Origin of the sequence: Novosphingobium taihuense (assembly GCF_007830315.1) — a bacterium.
Lineage (GTDB): Bacteria > Pseudomonadota > Alphaproteobacteria > Sphingomonadales > Sphingomonadaceae > Novosphingobium > Novosphingobium taihuense.
Genome location: NZ_VLKJ01000001.1, coordinates 596,585 through 616,321, shown reverse-complemented (window position 1 = coordinate 616,321; position 19,737 = coordinate 596,585). Strand labels below are relative to the sequence as shown.

General features: G+C 63.1%; 27 protein-coding genes. 25 read left to right on the top strand and 2 right to left on the bottom strand.

What is annotated here, in order from left to right; all coding sequences use genetic code 11:
• Positions 1-5 precede the first annotated feature (5 nt).
• The 20 genes from rpsS (at position 6) to gdhA (ending at position 11,761) form a co-directional block, all read left to right on the top strand.
• Positions 6-284, top strand: coding sequence for a 30S ribosomal protein S19 (gene rpsS / locus IQ25_RS02895; RefSeq protein ID WP_144902031.1), 279 nt, complete (start codon positions 6-8; stop codon positions 282-284).
• Positions 284-661: a 50S ribosomal protein L22 gene (gene rplV / locus IQ25_RS02890; protein ID WP_144902029.1), complete on the top strand. Its 378-nt coding sequence runs from the start codon at positions 284-286 to the stop codon at positions 659-661. Before rpsS ends, rplV begins: the two co-directional genes overlap by 1 nt.
• Positions 662-663: 2 nt before the next feature.
• Complete coding sequence (gene rpsC / locus IQ25_RS02885; protein WP_144902027.1) at positions 664-1,359, top strand: 30S ribosomal protein S3; 696 nt, start codon at positions 664-666, stop codon at positions 1,357-1,359.
• 22 nt (positions 1,360-1,381) lie between these two features.
• On the top strand, positions 1,382-1,816 hold the full coding sequence (rplP, locus tag IQ25_RS02880; protein ID WP_144902025.1) for a 50S ribosomal protein L16: 435 nt from the start codon (positions 1,382-1,384) through the stop codon (positions 1,814-1,816).
• Positions 1,817-1,827: 11 nt separating this feature from the next.
• On the top strand, positions 1,828-2,034 hold the full coding sequence (gene rpmC / locus IQ25_RS02875) for a 50S ribosomal protein L29 (protein ID WP_039334358.1): 207 nt from the start codon (positions 1,828-1,830) through the stop codon (positions 2,032-2,034).
• 10 nt (positions 2,035-2,044) lie between these two features.
• A complete protein-coding gene (gene rpsQ, locus IQ25_RS02870; protein WP_144902021.1) occupies positions 2,045-2,314 on the top strand; it encodes a 30S ribosomal protein S17 in 270 nt (89 codons plus the stop codon).
• A gap of 114 nt (positions 2,315-2,428) precedes the next feature.
• Positions 2,429-2,797 (top strand): 50S ribosomal protein L14, encoded by a 369-nt coding sequence (rplN, locus tag IQ25_RS02865; protein WP_084278971.1) that lies wholly within the window; start codon positions 2,429-2,431, stop codon positions 2,795-2,797.
• Positions 2,797-3,114, top strand: a complete 318-nt coding sequence (rplX, locus tag IQ25_RS02860; protein WP_144902019.1) for a 50S ribosomal protein L24 — start codon at positions 2,797-2,799, stop codon at positions 3,112-3,114. The genes rplN and rplX overlap by 1 nt, the downstream gene beginning before the upstream one ends.
• Positions 3,107-3,688, top strand: a complete 582-nt coding sequence (gene rplE, locus IQ25_RS02855; protein WP_144902017.1) for a 50S ribosomal protein L5 — start codon at positions 3,107-3,109, stop codon at positions 3,686-3,688. Before rplX ends, rplE begins: the two co-directional genes overlap by 8 nt.
• Before the next feature lie 29 nt (positions 3,689-3,717).
• Entirely contained in the window at positions 3,718-4,023 is a 306-nt protein-coding gene (gene rpsN / locus IQ25_RS02850) for a 30S ribosomal protein S14 (RefSeq protein WP_144902015.1), read from the top strand.
• A gap of 10 nt (positions 4,024-4,033) precedes the next feature.
• Positions 4,034-4,429, top strand: a complete 396-nt coding sequence (gene rpsH, locus IQ25_RS02845) for a 30S ribosomal protein S8 (RefSeq protein ID WP_039334346.1) — start codon at positions 4,034-4,036, stop codon at positions 4,427-4,429.
• Positions 4,429-4,962: a 50S ribosomal protein L6 gene (gene rplF / locus IQ25_RS02840; RefSeq protein ID WP_144902013.1), complete on the top strand. Its 534-nt coding sequence runs from the start codon at positions 4,429-4,431 to the stop codon at positions 4,960-4,962. The genes rpsH and rplF overlap by 1 nt, the downstream gene beginning before the upstream one ends.
• A complete protein-coding gene (gene rplR / locus IQ25_RS02835; RefSeq protein WP_144902011.1) occupies positions 4,962-5,312 on the top strand; it encodes a 50S ribosomal protein L18 in 351 nt (116 codons plus the stop codon). The genes rplF and rplR overlap by 1 nt, the downstream gene beginning before the upstream one ends.
• A gap of 2 nt (positions 5,313-5,314) precedes the next feature.
• Positions 5,315-6,043, top strand: coding sequence for a 30S ribosomal protein S5 (gene rpsE, locus IQ25_RS02830; protein ID WP_144902009.1), 729 nt, complete (start codon positions 5,315-5,317; stop codon positions 6,041-6,043).
• A 6-nt stretch (positions 6,044-6,049) separates the two neighbouring features.
• Entirely contained in the window at positions 6,050-6,226 is a 177-nt protein-coding gene (rpmD, locus tag IQ25_RS02825) for a 50S ribosomal protein L30 (protein ID WP_144902007.1), read from the top strand.
• Positions 6,227-6,394: 168 nt separating this feature from the next.
• Positions 6,395-6,910 (top strand): 50S ribosomal protein L15, encoded by a 516-nt coding sequence (rplO, locus tag IQ25_RS02820; RefSeq protein ID WP_144902005.1) that lies wholly within the window; start codon positions 6,395-6,397, stop codon positions 6,908-6,910.
• A 150-nt stretch (positions 6,911-7,060) separates the two neighbouring features.
• Positions 7,061-8,428, top strand: coding sequence for a preprotein translocase subunit SecY (gene secY / locus IQ25_RS02815; RefSeq protein ID WP_144902003.1), 1,368 nt, complete (start codon positions 7,061-7,063; stop codon positions 8,426-8,428).
• Positions 8,429-8,458: 30 nt separating this feature from the next.
• Complete coding sequence (locus IQ25_RS02810; protein ID WP_144902001.1) at positions 8,459-9,109, top strand: adenylate kinase; 651 nt, start codon at positions 8,459-8,461, stop codon at positions 9,107-9,109.
• 45 nt (positions 9,110-9,154) lie between these two features.
• Positions 9,155-10,234, top strand: coding sequence for an SRPBCC family protein (locus IQ25_RS21295; RefSeq protein WP_246415389.1), 1,080 nt, complete (start codon positions 9,155-9,157; stop codon positions 10,232-10,234).
• 171 nt (positions 10,235-10,405) lie between these two features.
• Entirely contained in the window at positions 10,406-11,761 is a 1,356-nt protein-coding gene (gdhA, locus tag IQ25_RS02800; RefSeq protein ID WP_144901999.1) for an NADP-specific glutamate dehydrogenase, read from the top strand.
• A 72-nt stretch (positions 11,762-11,833) separates the two neighbouring features.
• Here gdhA and IQ25_RS02795 read toward each other — a convergent pair whose 3' ends face one another.
• Both IQ25_RS02795 and IQ25_RS02790 read right to left on the bottom strand, forming a co-directional pair.
• Positions 11,834-12,160 carry a hypothetical protein gene (locus tag IQ25_RS02795; protein WP_144901997.1) on the bottom strand — a complete coding sequence of 109 codons (327 nt, stop codon included), beginning with the start codon at positions 12,158-12,160 and terminating at the stop codon, positions 11,834-11,836.
• Between the two features lie 67 nt (positions 12,161-12,227).
• Positions 12,228-12,974 carry a response regulator transcription factor gene (locus tag IQ25_RS02790; protein ID WP_158637655.1) on the bottom strand — a complete coding sequence of 249 codons (747 nt, stop codon included), beginning with the start codon at positions 12,972-12,974 and terminating at the stop codon, positions 12,228-12,230.
• A gap of 408 nt (positions 12,975-13,382) precedes the next feature.
• Here IQ25_RS02790 and recA point away from each other — a divergent pair, with 408 nt between their 5' ends.
• The 5 genes from recA (at position 13,383) to IQ25_RS02765 (ending at position 19,727) form a co-directional block, all read left to right on the top strand.
• Positions 13,383-14,453, top strand: coding sequence for a recombinase RecA (gene recA, locus IQ25_RS02785; protein ID WP_144901993.1), 1,071 nt, complete (start codon positions 13,383-13,385; stop codon positions 14,451-14,453).
• A gap of 150 nt (positions 14,454-14,603) precedes the next feature.
• Positions 14,604-15,230, top strand: coding sequence for a glutathione S-transferase family protein (locus IQ25_RS02780; protein WP_144901991.1), 627 nt, complete (start codon positions 14,604-14,606; stop codon positions 15,228-15,230).
• Between the two features lie 4 nt (positions 15,231-15,234).
• On the top strand, positions 15,235-16,059 hold the full coding sequence (locus IQ25_RS02775; protein ID WP_144901989.1) for a class I SAM-dependent methyltransferase: 825 nt from the start codon (positions 15,235-15,237) through the stop codon (positions 16,057-16,059).
• 43 nt (positions 16,060-16,102) lie between these two features.
• Positions 16,103-18,748, top strand: coding sequence for an alanine--tRNA ligase (gene alaS / locus IQ25_RS02770; RefSeq protein ID WP_144901987.1), 2,646 nt, complete (start codon positions 16,103-16,105; stop codon positions 18,746-18,748).
• 25 nt (positions 18,749-18,773) lie between these two features.
• On the top strand, positions 18,774-19,727 hold the full coding sequence (locus IQ25_RS02765; RefSeq protein WP_144901985.1) for a glutaminase: 954 nt from the start codon (positions 18,774-18,776) through the stop codon (positions 19,725-19,727).
• Positions 19,728-19,737: the final 10 nt, after the last annotated feature.

Below are 19,737 nucleotides of genomic sequence, written 5' to 3'. Positions count from 1 at the left end.
ACCACATGGCACGTTCCGTCTGGAAGGGCCCCTTCGTCGAGCTGCACCTCCTGAAGAAGGCAGAAGCCGCTCAGGATGCAGGCAGCCGCGCTGGCCCGATCAAGACATGGTCGCGTCGTTCGACCATCATTCCGCAGTTCGTTGGCCTGACGTTCAACGTCTACAACGGGCACAAGTTCATCCCCGTCTCCGTCTCGGAAGAGATGGTCGGCCACAAGCTTGGTGAATTCGCGCCGACGCGCACGTTCCCGGGTCACGCCGCTGACAAGAAGGGCAAGCGCTGATGAGCAAGCCTAAGGCACCCCGTCGCGTTGGCGACAAGGAAGCGCTGTCGGTCGGCACGCAGATCCGTGGTTCGGCGCAGAAGCTGAACCTCGTGGCTGCACTGATCCGCGGTCGCAAGGCCGAAGAGGCCATGAACATCCTGGCCTTCTCCAAGAAGGGCATGGCGGTTGACGCCCGCAAGGTTCTCGCTTCGGCGATCGCCAACGCGGAAAACAACCACAACCTCGACGTCGACGCTCTGGTCGTGGCGGAAGCCTCGGTCGGCAAGTCGATCACGATGAAGCGCTTCCACACCCGTGGTCGCGGCAAGTCGACCCGCATCCTCAAGCCGTTCAGCCGGCTGCGGATCGTGGTTCGCGAAGTTGAGGAGGCCTGATCATGGGTCACAAGTCGAACCCCATCGGTCTGCGCCTGCAGATCAACCGCACCTGGGACAGCCGCTGGTACGCGGAAGGTCGCAACTATGCGCAGATGCTCAAGGAAGACCTTGAGATCCGCAAGTTCATCGTCACGAGCCTGCCGCAGGCAGCGATCTCGAAGGTGGTGATCGAGCGTCCTGCCAAGCTGTGCCGCGTGTCGATCTATGCCGCCCGTCCGGGCGTCATCATCGGCAAGAAGGGCGCGGACATCGAGAAGCTTCGCTCGAAGCTCGCCGCGATGACCAGCAGCGACGTGAAGCTGAACATCGTCGAGATCCGCAAGCCGGAAATCGACAGCAAGCTCGTTGCCCAGGGCATCGCCGACCAGCTGGTCCGCCGCGTTGCCTTCCGTCGTGCGATGAAGCGCGCCGTGCAGTCCGCCCTGCGTCTTGGAGCCGAAGGCATCAAGATCACCTGCGGTGGCCGTCTCGGTGGTGCAGAAATCGCCCGCGTCGAATGGTATCGTGAAGGTCGCGTTCCGCTGCACACCCTGCGCGCGAACATCGACTATGCCGAAGCCGAGGCGCTGACCGCTTATGGCATCATCGGCATCAAGACCTGGATCTTCAAGGGTGAGATCCTCGGTCACGATCCGATGGCCCAGGACCGACTGATGATGGAAGCGCAGACTTCCGGCGTCCGTCCGGCTCGTTGATCCTCGAGGTTAGAGAAGCACCATGCTGCAACCGAAGAAGACCAAGTTCCGCAAGACCTTCAAGGGCCGTATCCACGGCCTCGCGAAGGGTGGCACGGACCTGAACTTCGGCTCCTACGGCCTCAAGGCCCTGGAACCGGAACGCGTCACCGCCCGCCAGATCGAAGCGGCCCGCCGCGCGATCACGCGCCACATCCGCCGTCAGGGCCGTCTGTGGATCCGCGTGTTCCCCGACGTGCCGGTTTCGAAGAAGCCCGCCGAAGTCCGCCAGGGCAAGGGCAAGGGTTCGATCGAATACTGGGCAGCCCGCGTAAAGCCGGGTCGCATCCTGTTCGAACTGGACGGCGTCCCCGGCCCGCTCGCGGCCGAGGCTTTCAGCCGCGCCGCGATGAAGCTGCCGATCAAGACGAAGGTCGTTGCCCGCCTGGGTGACACTTCGCACCTTGGCGGCGAGTGATTGGGAGTCGAATGATGGCCAAGATCGAAGACCTTCGCGCCAAGAGCGACGACCAGCTGAACGCTGAACTCGCCGAGCTGAAGCGCGAGCAGTTCAACCTGCGTTTCCAGGGCGCGACGAACCAGCTTGAGCGCCCTGCGCGCATCAAGGAAGTCCGCCGCGACATCGCGCGCATCAAGACGCTGCAGACTGAGCGTTCTCAGTCGGCCCAGGCGTAAGGAAGCTACTATGCCCAAGCGTATTCTGGTCGGAACCATCGTTTCCGACAAGACCGACAAGACCGTGGTCGTGAAGGTCGAGCGCAAGGTGAAGCACCCGCTCTACGGGAAGATCATCCGCCGCTCGAAGAAGTATCACGCCCATGACGAGGCGAATGCCTTCAAGACCGGCGAGACCGTGCGCATCGAAGAGACCGCGCCGATCTCGAAGCTGAAGACGTGGAAGGTCATCGACCGCGTCACGGCCGGCAAGGGCACCGCAATCGAAGCGGACGTCTGATAGTCGTCAGTCAAGTTAGGGGTTGCTTCGCGGCACCAGTCGTGTAGCGGCCCCTGCTACTGTTTTGGAACTGCCGGACTGGTTCCGGCAAGCCAGTGAGAAGGAACCGGATCAATGATCCAGATGCAATCCAATCTCGACGTGGCGGACAACAGCGGCGCAAAGCGCGTCCAGTGCATCAAGGTGCTGGGTGGCTCTAAGCGTCGGTTCGCAAGCGTCGGCGACATCATCGTGGTGTCGGTCAAGGAAGCGCAGCCGCGTGCCCGCGTCAAGAAGGGCGACGTGCACCGTGCGGTTATCGTGCGCACCAAGAAGGATGTCCGCCGTGCAGACGGTTCGGTCATCCGTTTTGACGGCAACGCTGCCGTGCTCGTCGGCAAGAACGAAGAGCCCATCGGCACGCGTATCTTTGGACCCGTTGTGCGCGAACTTCGCGGCAAGGGCTTCATGAAGATCATCTCGCTCGCGCCGGAGGTGCTGTAATGGCTGCCGCGAAGATCAAGAAGGGCGATACCGTCGTCGTTCGTTCGGGCAAGGACAAGGGCCGCACCGGCACCGTCCTTCAGGTCCTTCCGAAGGATGAGAAGGTCGTCGTGCAGGGCGTGAACATCGCTGCCCGTCACCGCAAGCCGAGCCAGCAGAACCCGCAGGGCGGCATCGATCGCTTCGAAGCGCCGATGCACATCTCGAAGGTTTCGGTCGCTGACAAGGATGGCAAGCCCACCCGCGTCCGCTTTGAAACCAAGGACGGCAAGAAGGTCCGTGTGGCCGTGAAGTCCGGGGAGACGATCGATGGCTGACAAGTATACGCCGCGTCTGCGGTCGAAGTATGACGCCGAGATCGCCCAGGCGATGCAGGCCAAGTTCGGCTACAAGAACGCGATGGAAATCCCGCGCATCGAAAAGATCACGCTCAACATGGGCGTGGGCGAAGCGAGCCAGGACAAGAAGAAGGTCACGACCGCAGCTGCAGAAATGGAGCTGATTGCTGGCCAGAAGCCCGTCATCACCAAGGCGAAGAAGTCGATCGCGCAGTTCAAGCTGCGTGAAGGCATGCCGATCGGTTGCAAGGTGACCCTGCGCCGCGAACGCATGTACGAATTCCTCGACCGCCTCATCACCATCGCAATGCCCCGCATCCGCGACTTCCGTGGTCTGAACCCGAAGTCGTTCGATGGTCGCGGCAACTACGCGATGGGTCTGAAGGAGCAGATCATCTTCCCGGAGATCAGCTACGACCAGATCGAGAAGGTGCGTGGCATGGACATCATCGTCACCACGACCGCGAAGACGGACGACGAAGCGCGCGAGCTGCTCCGCCTGTTCGGTTTCCCGTTCCCGCAGGAAGCTGCTGAAGAGCAGCAGGCCGCGTGATCCAGAATTGAAGAAGAGAGCTTAAGTCCATGGCGAAACTGAGTTCCATCAACAAGAACGAGAAGCGAAAGAAGCTCGTTCAGAAGTTTGCGGCGAAGTATGCTGCGCTCAAGGCTACGGCTGACGACCAGTCGCTCGACGAAACCGAGCGCCTGATTGCCCGCCTCAAGATGGCCGAACTCCCGCGCAACGCGAACCCGACCCGGGTGCGCAACCGCTGCGCAACGACCGGCCGCCCGCGTGGCTACTATCGCAAGTTCGGCCTGTGCCGCATCGAGCTGCGGGACAAGGGCAACAAGGGCCTTATCCCCGGCCTGACCAAGTCGAGCTGGTAAGGATCATCCGATGGCTATGACCGACCCCTTGGGTGATATGCTCACCCGCATCCGCAACGGCCAGCAGGCGAAGAAGGACTCGGTCCTTTCGCCCGCCTCCAAGCTGCGTGCGCACGTGCTCGAAGTCCTTCAGCGTGAAGGCTACATCCGCGGTTTCTCGGAGGACGCCACCGGCGCCCATCCGCAGCTGCGCATCGAGCTCAAGTATTTCGAGGGCCAGCCTGCGATCAAGCATGTTGCCCGTGTCTCCAAGCCTGGCCGCCGCGTCTACTCGGGTTCCAAGGAACTCCCGGTGATCCGCAACGGTCTTGGCATCACCATCGTCTCGACGCCCAAGGGCGTGCTTTCGGATGCCGAAGCACGCGCTGCCAACGTCGGTGGCGAAGTGCTTGCGGAGGTGTTCTGATGAGCCGCATCGGCAAGAAGCCGGTGGCGATCCCCGGTGGCGTCACTGCGAACATCGCTGACGGCGTGTTGACCGTAAAGGGCCCGAAGGGCACCCTGACGCTCACGCTCCGTGACGAGATCAGCTACACCGTCGACGGCGACACGATCCTCGTGAAGCCGGCGAACGACACCAAGGCTGCGCGTGCCTTCTGGGGCATGCAGCGCACACTCGTCGACAACCTCGTGACCGGCGTTACGCAGGGCTACACCAAGGTTCTTGAAATCACCGGCGTTGGCTATCGTGCCAATTCGCAGGGCAAGAACCTGAAGCTGCAGCTTGGCTACAGCCACGACGTCGATTTCCCGGTGCCGGAAGGCATCGAGATCAAGACCCCTGACAACACCACAGTGGAAATCTCGGGTATCGACAAGCAGAAGGTCGGCCAGGTCGCCGCAGAAATCCGTCGCTGGCGCAAGCCCGAGCCTTACAAGGGCAAGGGCATCAAGTACCGCGGCGAGTTTATCTTCCGCAAGGAAGGGAAGAAGAAGTAATGGCAAAGCTGTCTCTCTTCGCACGCCGCCGCCGCCGTGTCCGCACGGCGCTGAAGGCTCGTTCGGGCGGTCGTCCTCGCCTGTCGGTGCATCGCTCCGGCCGTCACATCTACGTCCAGATCATCGACGACGCTGCGGGCAAGACGCTTGCCGCCGCCTCGACGCTGGTCAAGGGTCAGAAGTCGATCGGCGCGAACGTCGATGCCGCCACCAAGGTGGGCACCGAGATCGCCGAGAAGGCCAAGGCCGCCGGCATCACCACCGTCGTGTTCGATCGCGGCGGGTTCCTGTTCCATGGCCGCGTCAAGGCGCTGGCTGACGCTGCCCGCGCTGGCGGCCTGGAGTTCTGACAATGGCTGACGAAACCAACCTGGAAGGCGTCGCCCCGGTCGAAGCAACCGGTAGCGAGCCGCAGCAGCGTGAAGGTCGTGGCCGTGGTCGCGGCCGTGGCGGCAATGACCGTGGCGGCAACAATGATCGCGGTGGAAACCGTGGTCGTCGTGATGATCGTCGCGGTGGCCGTGGCGGGAACGACGAGGATGGTGGTGAGGAGCTGATCGAAAAGCTCGTCCACATCAACCGCGTCTCCAAGACCGTCAAGGGCGGCAAGCGCTTCGGCTTTGCAGCACTCGTCGTGGTCGGCGACGGCAAGGGCCGTGCAGGCTTCGGCAAGGGCAAGGCTCGCGAAGTGCCTGAAGCGATCACCAAGGCCACTGCCGCTGCGAAGCGCGCCATGGTCCGCGTGCCGCTGAAGGAAGGCCGCACCCTGCATCACGACGGCAAGGGTCGTTTCGGTGCCGGCAAGGTCAACGTCCGTTCGGCTCCGGCCGGTACCGGCATCATCGCCGGCGGTCCGATGCGCGCTGTCTTCGAGAGCCTCGGCGTTGCCGACGTGGTGACCAAGTCGGTCGGCACCTCGAACCCCTACAACATGATCCGCGCCACCTTCGACGCGCTGACCGACCAGACTTCGCCGAAGTCGGTTGCTCAGCGTCGTGGCAAGAAGGTTGCTGATCTCCTCGGCCGTGGTGGCGCTTCGCAGGTCGAAGCCGAAGCTGCTGCCGAAGCCATCGCGGAGTAATCGGTCATGGCTACCATCAAGATCAAGCAGATCGGTTCGCCGATCCGTCGCCCGGAAGCCCAGAAGAAGATTCTGGTCGGACTGGGCCTGGGCAAGATGCACCGCGTTGTCGAGTTGGAAGACACGGCCGAAGTGCGTGGCGCCATTGCCAAGCTTCCCCACATGGTGGCCGTGGTCGACTGACCACTGCTTCCCTGACGGGAAATGGGACACCCCGGCCTAGTGCCGGGGTTTTCCTTTGGGGCCGTGGTGCAGGTGCGCCCGGTCCCGCGAGGGGGTGACAAGCCCGGCCTGATCGGCTAGGCGGCGCCCTTTCCGAAGCGCGTCTCAAAGCGAAAGCGAGTGCAGAACATGAAACTGAACGAAATCTCCGACAACAACGGCGCCCGCAAGGGCCGCATGCGCGTTGGCCGTGGCATCGGCTCGGGCAAGGGCAAGACTGCCGGTCGCGGCCAGAAGGGTGCCAAGGCACGTTCGGGCGTCAGCGTGAACGGTTTCGAGGGTGGCCAGATGCCGCTCCACATGCGTATCCCGAAGCGTGGCTTCAACAACATCTTCGCCAAGGACTTCGCCGAAGTGAACCTCGGCATGATCCAGAAGATGATCGATGCCGGCAAGCTGGACGTTTCCGGCACCGTCGACCACGCAGCGCTCAAGGCCGCTGGTCTGGCCCGTGGCGGCAAGGACGGCGTGCGCCTCCTCGCCAAGGGTGAGCTGACCACCAAGGTCGCTTTTGCCGTGACCGGTGCCTCGAAGGGCGCGATTGCTGCTGTCGAGAAGGCCGGTGGCTCGGTCACGCTTCCCGAAGCGCAGCCCAGCGAGCACGAGAAGAAGACGGCTCGCCGCGAGGCCAACAAGGCCAAGTAAGCACTTTTCCGGTCCCCGCCCGCCAGTCGGGCGGGGATTTCGGCATTGCAGGGGTTCGACTTTCGTCGCCCCGCACTATATGGGCTAGCTCAAGACGTCCGAGATGCGTGGCCCAGGGCCCGATCTCGCAGCAAGGCTTAGAACCCCGAAATGGCATCACGCGCCGACAACATCGCCAGCAACCTCAATCTGGCCAACTTCTCCAAGGCAACCGAGCTCAAGAAGCGCATCTGGTTCACGGTGGGCGCGCTCATCGTCTTCCGGTTCCTCAGCTTCGTTCCGCTGCCCGGCGTCAATCCGCTGATCATGGAGACGCTCTACGATCAGACCCGCGGCGGGGTTCTTGACATTTTCAACGCGTTCTCGGGCGGCTCGCTCGAGCGCATGAGCCTCATCGCGCTGGGCGTCATGCCCTACATCACCGCGTCGATCGTGGTGCAGCTTGCCGCCTCGCTTCACCCCGCGCTTGCCGCGATGAAGAAGGAAGGCGAGAGCGGGCGCAAGAAGCTCAACCAGTACACCCGCTACGGCGCGGTGCTGCTGACCGCGATCCAGGGCTGGGTGCTCGCCTCCGGGCTTGAAGCATACGGCGCGTCGAGCGGTCTGCAGGCGGTGGTCAACCCCGGCATGCTGTTCCGCGTTGGTGCGGTCATCTCGCTGATCGGCGGGACGATGTTCCTGCTGTGGCTGGGTGAGCAGATCACCTCGCGCGGGATCGGCAACGGCGTTTCGCTGATCATCATGGCCGGTATCGTCGCGCAGCTGCCGAAGTTCTTCGGCAACCTGTTCGAAGGCGGCCGCACCGGTTCGATTTCGCCGTTCCTGATCGTCGGCATCGTGATCATGCTGATCGGCCTCGTTCTGGCGATCTGCTTCTTCGAGCGTGCGACGCGCAGGTTGCTGATCCAGTATCCGAAGCGGGCGACGCAGCGCGGCATGATGAATGCCGACCGCAGCCACCTGCCGCTGAAGCTGAACACCGCTGGCGTGATCCCGCCGATCTTTGCGAGCTCGCTGCTGCTGCTGCCGCTGACGATCACGCAGTTTGCCGGCAAGTCGATCTCGCCCGACACCACGATGGGTCAGGTGATCGTCTCGCTGAACCAGTACCTCGGCCACGGCAAGCCGCTGTACATGCTGTTCTACGCGCTCGGTATCATCTTCTTCTCGTTCTTCTACACCGCCGTGGTGTTCAACCCGGAAGAGACGGCCGAGAACCTCAAGAAGAATGGCGGGTTCATTCCGGGCATCCGTCCGGGCAAGAACACCCAGACCTACTTGGACTATGTGCTAACTCGCATCACCGTGCTTGGTGCGGCATATATTACCATCGTCTGCGTCGTGCCGGAATTCATCATGGCGGAGACGGGCATGGGGACGCTGTTCTTTGGCGGCACCAGCCTGCTGATCGTGGTCAACGTCACGGTCGACACCATTACGCAGATCCAGTCGCACTTGCTGGCACACCAGTATGGCGACCTGATCAAGAAGGCGAAACTGAAGGGACGGCTGCGCTGAGGGCAGCAGCTGCATGAGGGGGACGATCTCTTGAACATCATCCTGTTGGGGCCTCCGGGCGCGGGCAAGGGCACGCAGGCCCAGCGCCTGGTCGAACGCCATGGCATGAAGCAGCTTTCGACGGGCGACATGCTCCGCGCTGCCGTCAAGGCACAGACGCCGGTTGGCCTCAAGGCCAAGGCCGTGATGGAAGCAGGCCAGCTGGTTTCGGACGAGATCGTCTCTGCGCTGATCGGTGACGAGCTTGATGCCTTGGCCGAGGGCCAGGGCGCAATCTTCGACGGCTATCCCCGCACCGCACCGCAGGCCGAATCGCTCGAGGCAATTCTGGCAAGCCGCGGCAAGAAGCTCGATTACGTGATTGAGCTCGACGTCAACGAAGATGCCCTCGTCGAGCGCATCACTGGACGTTACACCTGCGCAACCTGCGGCAAGGGCTATCACGATACGTTCGAGAAGCCTGCCGTCGAAGGTACCTGCGACAAGTGCGGCGGTCACGAGTTCAAGCGTCGTCCTGACGACAACGAGGAAACCGTGCGCACCCGCATGGCCGAGTATCGCGCCAAGACCGCGCCGATCCTGCCGATCTACGAAGCGCAAGGCATCGTCAGCCGTGTCGACGGCATGGCCGACATGGACGAGGTTACGGCAGCCATTGAGGCAATCCTCGGCAAGCGCTAACACGCGTGCGTGACCCGCCCGTCCCGGTGCGGGCGGAGGCGCGCGATGGCCAAGGCTCTGAATTTTCTGACGGCGGGGCTGTGCGGCCTCGCCGTTGTTGCATCCGCTCCTGCCCATGCCGAAGTGCTCGCGCGGACTGATGCCGGGTTTGTGGTGCGTGTGACCGCAGAGGTTTCCGCGAGCCCTGCCGATGCGTGGAAGGCCTTTACCACGCCATCGCTGTGGTGGAATCCGCAGCACACCTTTTCGGGCGAGGCTGCAAACCTCACCATGGACCCGTCTGCCAACGGCTGCTTCTGCGAGAAGCTGCCCGTGCCCAAGGGGGCGCCAGCGACGCAGAAGCCGGGTTCGGTCATGCACATGCGGGTGGTCTATGCCGAACCTTACCGAGCGCTGCGCCTCGTCGGGGGATTGGGCCCGCTGCAGTCCGAGGCGGTCAACGGCACGATGACGGTCACGTTCAAGCCGGTCGATGGGAGCGACGGGAAGACTACGCGGATATTGTGGGAGTACGTTGTCGGTGGCTTCATGCGCTACAAGACCGAGACGATCTCAGGCGCGGTCGACAAGGTGCTGGCCGAGCAGATTGCCGGCCTTGCCAAGCTGGTTGGCCCGGTAGCGAAACCGGTGCAATCACCCGGCGATTTCCGGCTGCCGCTGGCACCGGAGAAGTCCTCTGCACCGGCAGGCGCTCCGATCGGGCTGGCGCCGTCTGCGTCCGACAAGGCCGCTACGGCGCGGGTCATCGACGATGGTCGCGCGCCCGTTGGTGACGGGCCGCGAAGCACCGTGACCGCAGGGACCGTCGAGTCGGCGAGGAGCGCCGCTGTCGATCAGCCGTCAAAGCCAGCTGAAGGGGAAGGGGGCGCGATGTCGGTGCCCGACCAGCCCGCAACGGATTCGCCGGACAGGACGGTGCCGGGTGACACGACGATTGTGGAAGTGCCACTGGAGCCCTCGGCGGTTGACGGGGAGGATGCTGCCATCGCGCCCCAAGCGCCTGGCGGTGGAACCGGCGAGAAGGCCGAGGAGACGCCGCCGCCGCTGGACAAGGTCAATCCGGACACCGAAGTGACCCTCCGCAAGCTTTTCGGCAAGAAGAAGCGTTCTGACTCTTCGCAATGAGCGCGATCGCTTTTGTAGCGATGAAAAGGCGCTAAGGTAGTTCAAACAGATACCGCGACTCGCCACGATGCGTGAACGCGGAGGTTACGGGCCGCACTCAGCCGAAGCCGGGCCACCATGATGGTGGCCAAATCGGGAGCCTTGGATGGCTCCGATCAGGGGGAGAGTACCGTGGCCGTTTCCGATCATGTTGACCTGCCAACCTTCATGGAAGGCGTGAAGAAGCGCAATCCTTACCAGCCCGAATTCGTCCAGGCGGTTCAGGAGGTTGCCGAAGACATCTTCGAGTTCATGCAGGACAAGGAAGAGTATCACTCGCAGCAGATCCTGCGCCGCATAGCCGAGCCGGACCGCGTCGTGTCCTTCCGCGTCTGCTGGGAGGACGACAAGGGCAACATTCGCGTGCAGCGTGGATGGCGCGTGCAGAACAACAATGCGATCGGCCCCTACAAGGGCGGCATCCGTTTCCACCCTTCGGTCACCGAATCGGTGCTCAAGTTCCTCGCCTTCGAGCAGACCTTCAAGAACGCGCTGACCGGCCTGCCGATGGGCGGCGGCAAGGGTGGGTCCAACTTCAATCCCAAGGGCAAGAGCGTGCGTGAGATCATGCGCTTCTGCCAGTCGTTCATGACCGAACTCTATCGCCACATCGGTGCAGACGTCGACGTTCCGGCCGGTGACATCGGCGTGGGCGGGCGCGAGATCGGCTTCATGTTCGGTCAGTACAAGCGCATCACCAACAACTTCACCGGGGTGCTGACCGGCAAGGGCCTCGAATGGGGTGGCTCGCTCATCCGCACCGAGGCGACCGGCTATGGTGCGGTCTACTTCCTCGCCAACATGCTGGCGACCAAGGGCGAGGACCTGACCGGCAAGACGGCGGTCATCTCCGGCTCGGGCAACGTCGCCACCCATGCGGCCGAGAAGATCGTGCAGCTTGGCGGCAAGGTACTGACGCTCTCGGATTCGGGCGGATACATCCACGATCCCGACGGGATCGATCAGGAGAAGATCGACTGGGTCAAGACGCACAAGACCCATCGCCGCGGCCGCATCGAGGAATATGTCGAGGCCTTCCCCAAGGCCAGCTTCCACGCCGGCAAGACGCCGTGGGGCGTGCCATGCGACGTGGCACTGCCTTGCGCAACGCAGAATGAACTGCTCGGCGATGATGCACGCATGCTCATCGCCAATGGCTGCAAGGCGGTGGCCGAAGGCGCGAACATGCCGACCGACCTTGACGGCGTCCACGTGTTCAAGGCCGCGAAGATCCTCTACGCACCGGGCAAGGCCTCGAACGCAGGTGGCGTTGCCGTCTCCGGCCTCGAGATGAGCCAGAACTCCGAACGCCGTTCCTGGAAGGAAGAGGAACTGCAGCAGATGTTGAAGGACATCATGGCAGGCATCCACAAGTCGTGCCTTGCCTATGGCGACCAGGGTGGCGGGTACATCGACTACGTGAAGGGGGCGAACATCGCTGGCTTCAAGAAAGTGGCCGACGCGATGCTGGCCTTCGGCGTGGTATAGCGAACGGACGAAATCGGCGAGAAGCCGTGAGGATGGGCCCGGAGCAAATCTCCGGGCCCGTTCCGTTTGGTGTTAGTCCTCGAACCCATTGGCAATTTGCGCGAGGCAGCGCAGGAATGCGGCGAAGACGGCAGCGGGAAGCGTCGAGGCATTTTGAGAGTAGCCGCTGTGAATGCCGGCAATGACAACCTTGGCGACATGCGTGTGCGATGATTCGAGGCCCAACGCTGCAATCTCGAGACATTCCGGGATCGCGGCAAAGGCAGCGGTTTCGTGCTCGCCGTCGGCATAGCGACGGATCGCATCGGCAATCGCGTGCGCGTCAAGCCCCGGCGCCTGGATCGCAAAGCGATGTTCGGCCAACAAGGGATCGCAAAGCTGCTTAGCGCCCCTGTCCATGCCAAGCCGATCATTGCGCTCGACGCTGTCTGCCAACCTGAGAAGACGGCCGCGCGGGTTGGCGACTCTAATGTTCAGCCCCGACTGCTGCGGTGGCGAGAAGTTCGGCCACGGGAGAGGCATCCAGCAGGGCGTATCCAGACGATCCATGGCTCATGATGCTGATCGTGGGTTTCAACTTGGCTCTCAGGCCTGAAATGAGGACCTGGAGGGACTTCGGAGAGATCGGGCGAAGCGCGGACCTCCCAGTCGCGGTGAGCCGCTCTGTGCGAACGGGCGCCCCTTTCGCCGCGGCAAGTAGCGACAGGATCCGTGATTCGCGGCCGAGAAGGGGCGAGATCACATAGTGCTGAAGGTGCAACTGACGCACATTGCGCAGCAGATCGTCGGTCTGCCGCTGGCCCATGCGGCCAAGAATGGCCTTGATGCGGGCCTGTCCCTCGGTTGGATCCATCTCGACATCGAAGACGTCGTCAAATCCGACATTCAGAATCTGCGCGCGCACTTGTGGTCTTGCATCGCGCAGAAGGGCGATCTTGGCCTTGCTCTTCAGTAATGGCCGATAAATTCGCATGAACTTGCGGATGCGGCCCGGATCGCTTCCCACAATGAAGATAACACTGTACGTCTCGCGTCTATCGTCGATAAAGGACGTGTAGTCGTCGGCTATGCGAAAGACTTGAGCGTTTTCTTGAAAGGCCGTCGCACAGTTAACCTCGACGGGCGGGGCCCCGTTTCCGAAATGCAGAATCCTTGCGCTGATCCCTCCATTGCGGCTCTGCCTTGCGGACAGGACTGCATGTTCGAAACTCACGACAAAATCCGTTTGCCGGGAGGCAAGCGGATTATGTCCCAAGTGGCTATTGGAAGGCATGTTCCTATAACTTTCGGTATATCTAAAGATATACTTTATAGATATGCGCGAAGCTTGCAATTGCGATCATCGGTAAATGCGCCGGATTTGGCGCGATTCGCGTTGGTGCATGATGCGCCGATGCCTCTCCGGAACTGTTGCGGAACGGAGCGAACTTCGTCACAGCGCGCGTAGCGTCGTTCCGAGATCTCAGACTATCGGGAAAAGCCTCTGGCGATAAGTGTTTGCGATAACGTGCTTCCATAACGGAGGGAATTTAACGTTCCTCTCTTGTTCTAATGGAACACAACGAGTACATAACCCTTGTTGACGGCTCGTGTCAGCCAACTCTAGCAAGGGAAAGAAGCCATGGCGGCTCAGCTCAAGCTCATCGAGGAAGGTAAGATCAAGGACATGGATCGTCAGAAGGCGCTCGACGCAGCCCTTGCGCAGATTGACCGCGCGTTCGGCAAGGGGTCGGCAATGAAGCTGGGCTCGAAGGAAGCGATGCAGGTGGAAGCGATTTCCACCGGCTCACTCGGGCTTGACATCGCGCTGGGCGTGGGCGGATTGCCGCGCGGCCGCGTGATCGAGGTCTACGGACCGGAAAGCTCGGGCAAGACCACGCTCGCATTGCACGTGATTGCCGAGGCGCAGAAGAACGGCGGCACTGCTGCCTTCATCGACGCCGAGCACGCGCTGGACCCGGTCTATGCCCGCAAGCTGGGTGTGGACATCGACAACCTGATCGTCTCGCAGCCCGACACTGGCGAGCAGGCGCTGGAAATCACCGATACCTTGGTACGTTCGAACGCGATCGACGTGCTGGTGGTGGACTCGGTCGCAGCGCTTGTTCCCCGCGCCGAAATCGAAGGCGAGATGGGCGACAGCCACGTCGGTCTTCAGGCTCGCCTGATGAGCCAGTCGCTGCGCAAGCTGACCGGTTCGATCAGCCGCTCACGCTGCATGGTGATCTTCATCAACCAACTGCGCATGAAGATCGGCGTGATGTACGGCAACCCCGAGACGACGACGGGCGGCAATGCACTCAAGTTCTACGCTTCGGTCCGTCTCGACATCCGCCGCACCGGGCAGATCAAGGATCGTGACGAGATCGTCGGCAACGCCACGCGCGTGAAGGTGGTCAAGAACAAGGTCGCTCCGCCGTTCAAGCAGGTCGAATTCGACATCATGTATGGCGAGGGCATTTCCAAGATCGGCGAGATACTCGATCTCGGCGTGAAGGCCGGGCTCGTCGAGAAGTCGGGCGCCTGGTTCAGCTATGACTCCATTCGCATCGGGCAGGGTCGTGAGAACGCCAAGAATTTCCTGCGCGAAAACCGTGAACTTTGCGACCGGTTGGAAGCCGCGATACGTGGCCGCACCGACAAGGTTGCCGAAGGTCTGATGGTCGGTCCGGACGCGGACGACGACGTCTGATCTTCAAGGCGGCGGGCGTGCAGCCTCCATCCGCACCCGCCTGCCACACCAAAGAGCCCGCGCATTCCCCGGCAGGAATGGGCGGGCTTTTTGTTTGCGTTCTGATGGTTGGTGTTTAACCTTCCGGTTAATCCAACAGGAGTCCCGACCATGGCAATCATCGTGCACCACCTCAACAACAGCCGTTCGCAGCGGGTCCTGTGGCTGCTCGAGGAACTGGGCGTGGACTACGAAATCCGGCACTACCAACGCGATGCCGTGACCAATCTGGCGCCGCCGGAACTAAAGGCGGTGCATCCCTTGGGCAAATCGCCCTTGCTCGAGATCGATGGCCGGGTGATCGAGGAATCGGGAGCGATCGTGCAGGTGCTGTGCGAGCGCTATGGGAGTGGTGCCTGGCTGCCCGCCGCCGGGTCGGACGAGGCGTTGCGCCATCTTGAACTGATGCACTTTGCCGAAGGGTCGGCGATGACGCCGATCCTCCTGCAGCTCTACACCTCGCGCCTTGGCGATGCGGCCGAGCCGTTGAAGCCGCGCATCGACGAGCAGTTGGCCTCGCACTTCGGTTATATGGAACAGATCCTGCGCCCCTCCGGCCACTTTATCGGTGACGACTGGACGGGGGCGGACGTGATGATGAGCTTCCCGGTGGAGATTGCGGTGATGAACGGGGCCGGCGCACACTTCCCCAAGCTCGCGGCCTTCGTCGAAGCTGTTCACGCCCGCCCGGCGTGGCAGAGTGCGCGCGCGAAGGGCGGCGCATACTTCGGGATGTAATGCGATGACGAGTGCGAGTGACTGGCAGGGGACCGTCGGGCGGAGCTGGGCGGCGGAATGGCGGCGGACCGACGTCAGCTTTTCGGAGCTCACCCCTGCCTTGCTCGCTGCCATTGCGGCCGAGCCGGGGGATGACGTCGTCGACATTGGCTGTGGTGCGGGCGAGCTTGCCATGGCTGTCGCTGCGGCAAGACCTCAGGCGCGGGTTACGGGCATCGACATTTCGCCGGACCTTGTCGAAGCTGCCTCCGCCCGCATCACTGCGGCGAACCTGTCGTTTGAACTGGCCGACGCGACACGGTGGCAGCCGCGCCGAAGGCCGGAGCTGTTGGTTTCCCGCCACGGCGTGATGTTCTTTCCCGATCCGCCACAAGCCTTCACCCATCTCGCAGCCATCTCTGCGCCGGGTGCCCGCATGGTGTTCTCATGCTTCCGTTCAGCCGCCGAAAACGAGTGGGCGGCTGCGATCGCCGACCTTCTGCCCAGATCCGAGCCGCCACCGCCGCAACCCTTCGCGCCGGGCCCTTTCGCTTTCGCACAGCCCGATCACGTGCGGCGCTGCATGGCGGGGTGGCGCAAACTTGCGTTCACGCCGGTCGATTTCAACTATATCGCGGGGACGGGCGAAGATGCGGTGGGCGAGGCTATGGCGCTGTTCCGCCGAATCGGTCCGGCCGCAGCCGCGCTGCGAACACTGTCCGAAGACCAGAGCGAGGCGGTCGCTGCGCGGTTGCAAGACCTTGTCGAAACGCATCATCAGGGTGACCGTGTAGCCTTCCGAGCGGCAGCATGGCTGGTCACGGGCACATCCGATCACACTGATGGATGAAACGTGCTTGTAGCGCGCCGAACGCTCGCCTAATCGGCCTTTCATGACTTCGACGAACGAAATCCGCCGCTCCTTCCTCGAATACTTCGGCTCGCAGGGGCACGACGTGGTGCAGTCCGCGCCGCTGGTGCCCTACAACGACCCGACGCTGATGTTCACCAACGCGGGGATGGTGCCGTTCAAGAACGTGTTCACGGGGCTCGAAACGCGGGCCGTGCCGCGCGCCACCTCTTCGCAGAAGTGCGTGCGCGCAGGCGGCAAGCACAACGATCTCGACAACGTCGGCTACACCGCACGGCATCACACGTTTTTCGAGATGCTCGGCAACTTCTCGTTCGGCGATTACTTCAAGGAACAGGCGATCACGCACGCGTGGACGCTTCTGACGCGCGAATGGGGCCTGCCCAAGGACAAGCTGCTCGCGACGGTCTATCATACCGACGACGAGGCGTTCGAGCTGTGGAAGAAGATTGCAGGCCTGCCTGAAGACCGCATCATCCGCATCGCCACCAAGGACAACTTCTGGGCGATGGGTGACGATGGCCCGTGCGGTCCGTGCTCGGAAATCTTCTTCGATCACGGCGACCACATCTGGGGTGGCCCTCCGGGATCGCCCGAAGAAGACGGCGACCGCTTCATCGAGATCTGGAACCTCGTGTTCATGCAGTTCGAGCAGACGGCGGGCGAGATCACCGGCAGCCTGCCCAAGCCCAGCATCGACACCGGCATGGGGCTCGAGCGTATCGCCGCCGTGCTGCAGGGCGAGCACGACAACTACGACACCGACACGTTCAAGGCGCTTATCGCCGCGTCCGAGAGCCTGACTGCGGTCAAGGCCGAGGGCGAGCAGCGCGCGAGCCATCGCGTGATCGCGGATCACCTGCGCTCGACCAGCTTCCTGCTGGCCGATGGCGTGCTGCCTTCGAACGAAGGACGCGGCTATGTCCTGCGCCGGATCATGCGTCGCGCGATGCGCCATGCCCACCTGCTGGGCGCGAAGGACCCGCTGATGCACCGTCTGGTGCCGGCGCTGGTCGCCGAGATGGGCGCTGCCTATCCCGAGCTTGGCCGGGCGCAGCCGCTGATCGAGGAAACCTTGCTGCGCGAGGAAGTGCAGTTCCGCCGCACGCTTTCGAACGGGATCAAGCTGCTCGACGAAGCGACCGCGACGCTGGGCGAGGGCGACAAACTGCCGGGTGACACTGCGTTCAAGCTCTATGACACCTTCGGGTTTCCCTATGACCTGACCGAGGACGCCCTGCGCGCGCGCGGCATCGCGGTGGACCGCGAAGGCTTCGACGCGGCGATGGCGCAGCAGAAGGCGGCAGCGCGTGCGGCTTGGAAGGGTTCCGGCCAGGCTGCCGACAGCGAAGTCTGGTTCGACATTGCCGAACGCGTCGGCGCGACCGAGTTTACCGGCTACACCGCGACCACCGGCGAGGCGCAGGTAGTCGCGCTGGTTCGCGACGGCAAGGAAGTCGACAGTGCGGCTGCGGGTGAAAGCGTCACCGTCATAGTCAATCAGACGCCGTTCTATGGCGAGAGCGGCGGCCAGACTGGCGATGCCGGGACGATCACGGGAGCCGATGGGCTGGTCCTGCAGGTCAGCGATACGTCCAAGCCGCTGGGCCGCCTGCATGCGCACAATGCTACTGTCGCATCGGGCGCCGTTAAGGTCGGCGATGTGGTCAAGCTCGACATCGATGTCGAGCGCCGCGATGCGATCCGCGCCAACCACTCGGCAACCCACCTGCTGCACGCAGCGCTGCGCCATCGCCTTGGAGGCCATGTCACGCAGAAGGGCTCGCTCGTCGCGGCCGATCGCCTACGCTTCGACTTCTCGCAGCCGACCGCGCTCACGCCCGATGACATCGCGGCGATCGAAGCCGAAGTGAACGCCGAAATCCGCGCCAACGAGCCGGTCAGCACCCGCCTGATGAGCCCGGACGAGGCGATTGAGGCAGGCGCGATGGCACTGTTCGGCGAAAAGTATGGCGACGAAGTGCGCGTGCTGAGCATGGGCCGCGTGGCGGACAAGCACTATTCGGTCGAACTCTGCGGCGGCACGCACGTACGCGCGCTGGGCGACATCGGCGTTTTCCGGATCGTGAGCGAAAGCGCGGTATCCTCGGGCGTGCGCCGCATCGAAGCGCTGACAGGCGAGGGTGCGCGGCAGTGGTTCGTGGCACGCGAGGATGCGCTCAAGAACACCGCCTCGATCCTGCGGACGACGCCGGAAGACGTGGAAGCCCGCGTCACCGCGCTGATGGATGAGCGCAAGAAGCTTGAGCGTGAACTGGCCGAAGCGAAGAAGGCGCTCGCGCTTGGCGGCGGCTCGGCCAAGGCCGAGAATGCCGACGAGGACGTGGGCGGCGTGAAGTTCTCAGGCCAGGTGCTTGATGGCCTCGATCCCAAGGAACTGCGCGGCCTGCTCGATCAGGCCAAGCAGCGTCTGGGTTCGGGCGTGGCGGTAATCGTCGCGGTGAACGAGGGCAAGGCCTCGATTGCGGCCGCCGTGACCGAGGATCTGGTCGGCAAGATCAGCGCCGTGGATATCGTTCGCGCAGGCGTCGAGGCGCTGGGCGGCAAGGGCGGCGGCGGCCGACCGGACATGGCGCAGGGCGGCGGGCCGGATGGTGCCAAGGCCGCCGATGCCATCGCGGCGGCAAAGGCCGTGCTGGCCGGTTGATCGGCTTCGTGCGATGGTGTGCCGCATGGACGCCATCGGAACGATCGAAATCGCTGGCATCGTTGCGGACATCGCAGCGGAAATGGGTGCCGCTGCGGAGCGGGGGACGGTTGCGTCCTATATTCCGCCGCTGGCGCAGGTTCCGCCTGAGAAGTTTGGCATTGCCGTGGTCATGGCCGACGGTGCCGTCCACGTGGCGGGCGATGCGGATGAGGCGTTCTCGATCCAATCCATCTCGAAGGTCTTTTCGCTGACCCTTGCCCTTGGCGCAGTGGGAGATCAGCTGTGGCAACGCGTCGGGCGCGAGCCATCGGGGAGCGCCTTCAACTCTATCGTGCAACTCGAGAGCGAGCAGGGCATTCCGCGCAACCCCTTTATCAACGCGGGCGCGATCGTGGTGTGCGATGTGCTGCTTGGCCGCAGTGCGCCGGCAGAGGCCATTGCCCAGATGGTACGTTTCGTGCGGACGCTTGCGGGTGATGAAGCAGGCAGCATCGGTATCGACGAGGCGGTCGCATCGGCCGAGCAGGACACCGGCTTTCGCAACATGGCGCTGGCCAACTACATGCGCGCTTTCGGAAACATCCGCGCTCCGGTCGAGCGGGTGCTGGGCGTCTATTTCCACTTCTGCGCGCTGGCGATGAGTTGCCGCGAACTGGCGATGGCCGGGCGCTATCTGATGAACGGCGGTCGGGTCGGCGGTCATTCGGTCATCACGGCGAACCGGGCCCGCCGCATCAACGCGCTGATGATGTCATGCGGGCACTATGACAACTCCGGGGACTTTGCCTTTCGCGTGGGGTTGCCGGGGAAGTCGGGCGTGGGCGGCGGCATTCTCTGCGTTGCACCGGGGATCGCCAGCATTGCCGTTTGGTCACCAGGCCTCAATGCCAGCGGGAACTCGCAACTTGGAACGCTGGCGCTGGAACGACTGGTTCAGCGCACGGGGTGGAGCGTGTTCGAACCGCGCGTGAGCTAGGCCTGTTGGT

What these genes read in the sequence shown, in the direction of transcription:
- recA (WP_144901993.1), top strand. Translation starts at nt 13,383, where the DNA reads ATGGCGGCTCAGCTCAAGCTCATCGAGGAAGGTAAGATCAAGGACATG.
- rpsC (WP_144902027.1), top strand. Translation starts at nt 664, where the DNA reads ATGGGTCACAAGTCGAACCCCATCGGTCTGCGCCTGCAGATCAACCGC.
- rplX (WP_144902019.1), top strand. Translation starts at nt 2,797, where the DNA reads ATGGCTGCCGCGAAGATCAAGAAGGGCGATACCGTCGTCGTTCGTTCG.
- rpsQ (WP_144902021.1), top strand. Translation starts at nt 2,045, where the DNA reads ATGCCCAAGCGTATTCTGGTCGGAACCATCGTTTCCGACAAGACCGAC.
- rplV (WP_144902029.1), top strand. Translation starts at nt 284, where the DNA reads ATGAGCAAGCCTAAGGCACCCCGTCGCGTTGGCGACAAGGAAGCGCTG.
- IQ25_RS02795 (WP_144901997.1), bottom strand. Translation starts at nt 12,160, where the DNA reads ATGGACAGGGGCGCTAAGCAGCTTTGCGATCCCTTGTTGGCCGAACAT.
- rplE (WP_144902017.1), top strand. Translation starts at nt 3,107, where the DNA reads ATGGCTGACAAGTATACGCCGCGTCTGCGGTCGAAGTATGACGCCGAG.
- alaS (WP_144901987.1), top strand. Translation starts at nt 16,103, where the DNA reads ATGACTTCGACGAACGAAATCCGCCGCTCCTTCCTCGAATACTTCGGC.
- rplF (WP_144902013.1), top strand. Translation starts at nt 4,429, where the DNA reads ATGAGCCGCATCGGCAAGAAGCCGGTGGCGATCCCCGGTGGCGTCACT.
- rpmD (WP_144902007.1), top strand. Translation starts at nt 6,050, where the DNA reads ATGGCTACCATCAAGATCAAGCAGATCGGTTCGCCGATCCGTCGCCCG.
- IQ25_RS21295 (WP_246415389.1), top strand. Translation starts at nt 9,155, where the DNA reads ATGGCCAAGGCTCTGAATTTTCTGACGGCGGGGCTGTGCGGCCTCGCC.
- secY (WP_144902003.1), top strand. Translation starts at nt 7,061, where the DNA reads ATGGCATCACGCGCCGACAACATCGCCAGCAACCTCAATCTGGCCAAC.
- IQ25_RS02775 (WP_144901989.1), top strand. Translation starts at nt 15,235, where the DNA reads ATGACGAGTGCGAGTGACTGGCAGGGGACCGTCGGGCGGAGCTGGGCG.
- rplR (WP_144902011.1), top strand. Translation starts at nt 4,962, where the DNA reads ATGGCAAAGCTGTCTCTCTTCGCACGCCGCCGCCGCCGTGTCCGCACG.
- rpsE (WP_144902009.1), top strand. Translation starts at nt 5,315, where the DNA reads ATGGCTGACGAAACCAACCTGGAAGGCGTCGCCCCGGTCGAAGCAACC.
- rpmC (WP_039334358.1), top strand. Translation starts at nt 1,828, where the DNA reads ATGATGGCCAAGATCGAAGACCTTCGCGCCAAGAGCGACGACCAGCTG.
- rplO (WP_144902005.1), top strand. Translation starts at nt 6,395, where the DNA reads ATGAAACTGAACGAAATCTCCGACAACAACGGCGCCCGCAAGGGCCGC.
- rplP (WP_144902025.1), top strand. Translation starts at nt 1,382, where the DNA reads ATGCTGCAACCGAAGAAGACCAAGTTCCGCAAGACCTTCAAGGGCCGT.
- rpsN (WP_144902015.1), top strand. Translation starts at nt 3,718, where the DNA reads ATGGCGAAACTGAGTTCCATCAACAAGAACGAGAAGCGAAAGAAGCTC.
- IQ25_RS02780 (WP_144901991.1), top strand. Translation starts at nt 14,604, where the DNA reads ATGGCAATCATCGTGCACCACCTCAACAACAGCCGTTCGCAGCGGGTC.
- rpsH (WP_039334346.1), top strand. Translation starts at nt 4,034, where the DNA reads ATGGCTATGACCGACCCCTTGGGTGATATGCTCACCCGCATCCGCAAC.
- rpsS (WP_144902031.1), top strand. Translation starts at nt 6, where the DNA reads ATGGCACGTTCCGTCTGGAAGGGCCCCTTCGTCGAGCTGCACCTCCTG.
- rplN (WP_084278971.1), top strand. Translation starts at nt 2,429, where the DNA reads ATGATCCAGATGCAATCCAATCTCGACGTGGCGGACAACAGCGGCGCA.
- IQ25_RS02765 (WP_144901985.1), top strand. Translation starts at nt 18,774, where the DNA reads ATGGACGCCATCGGAACGATCGAAATCGCTGGCATCGTTGCGGACATC.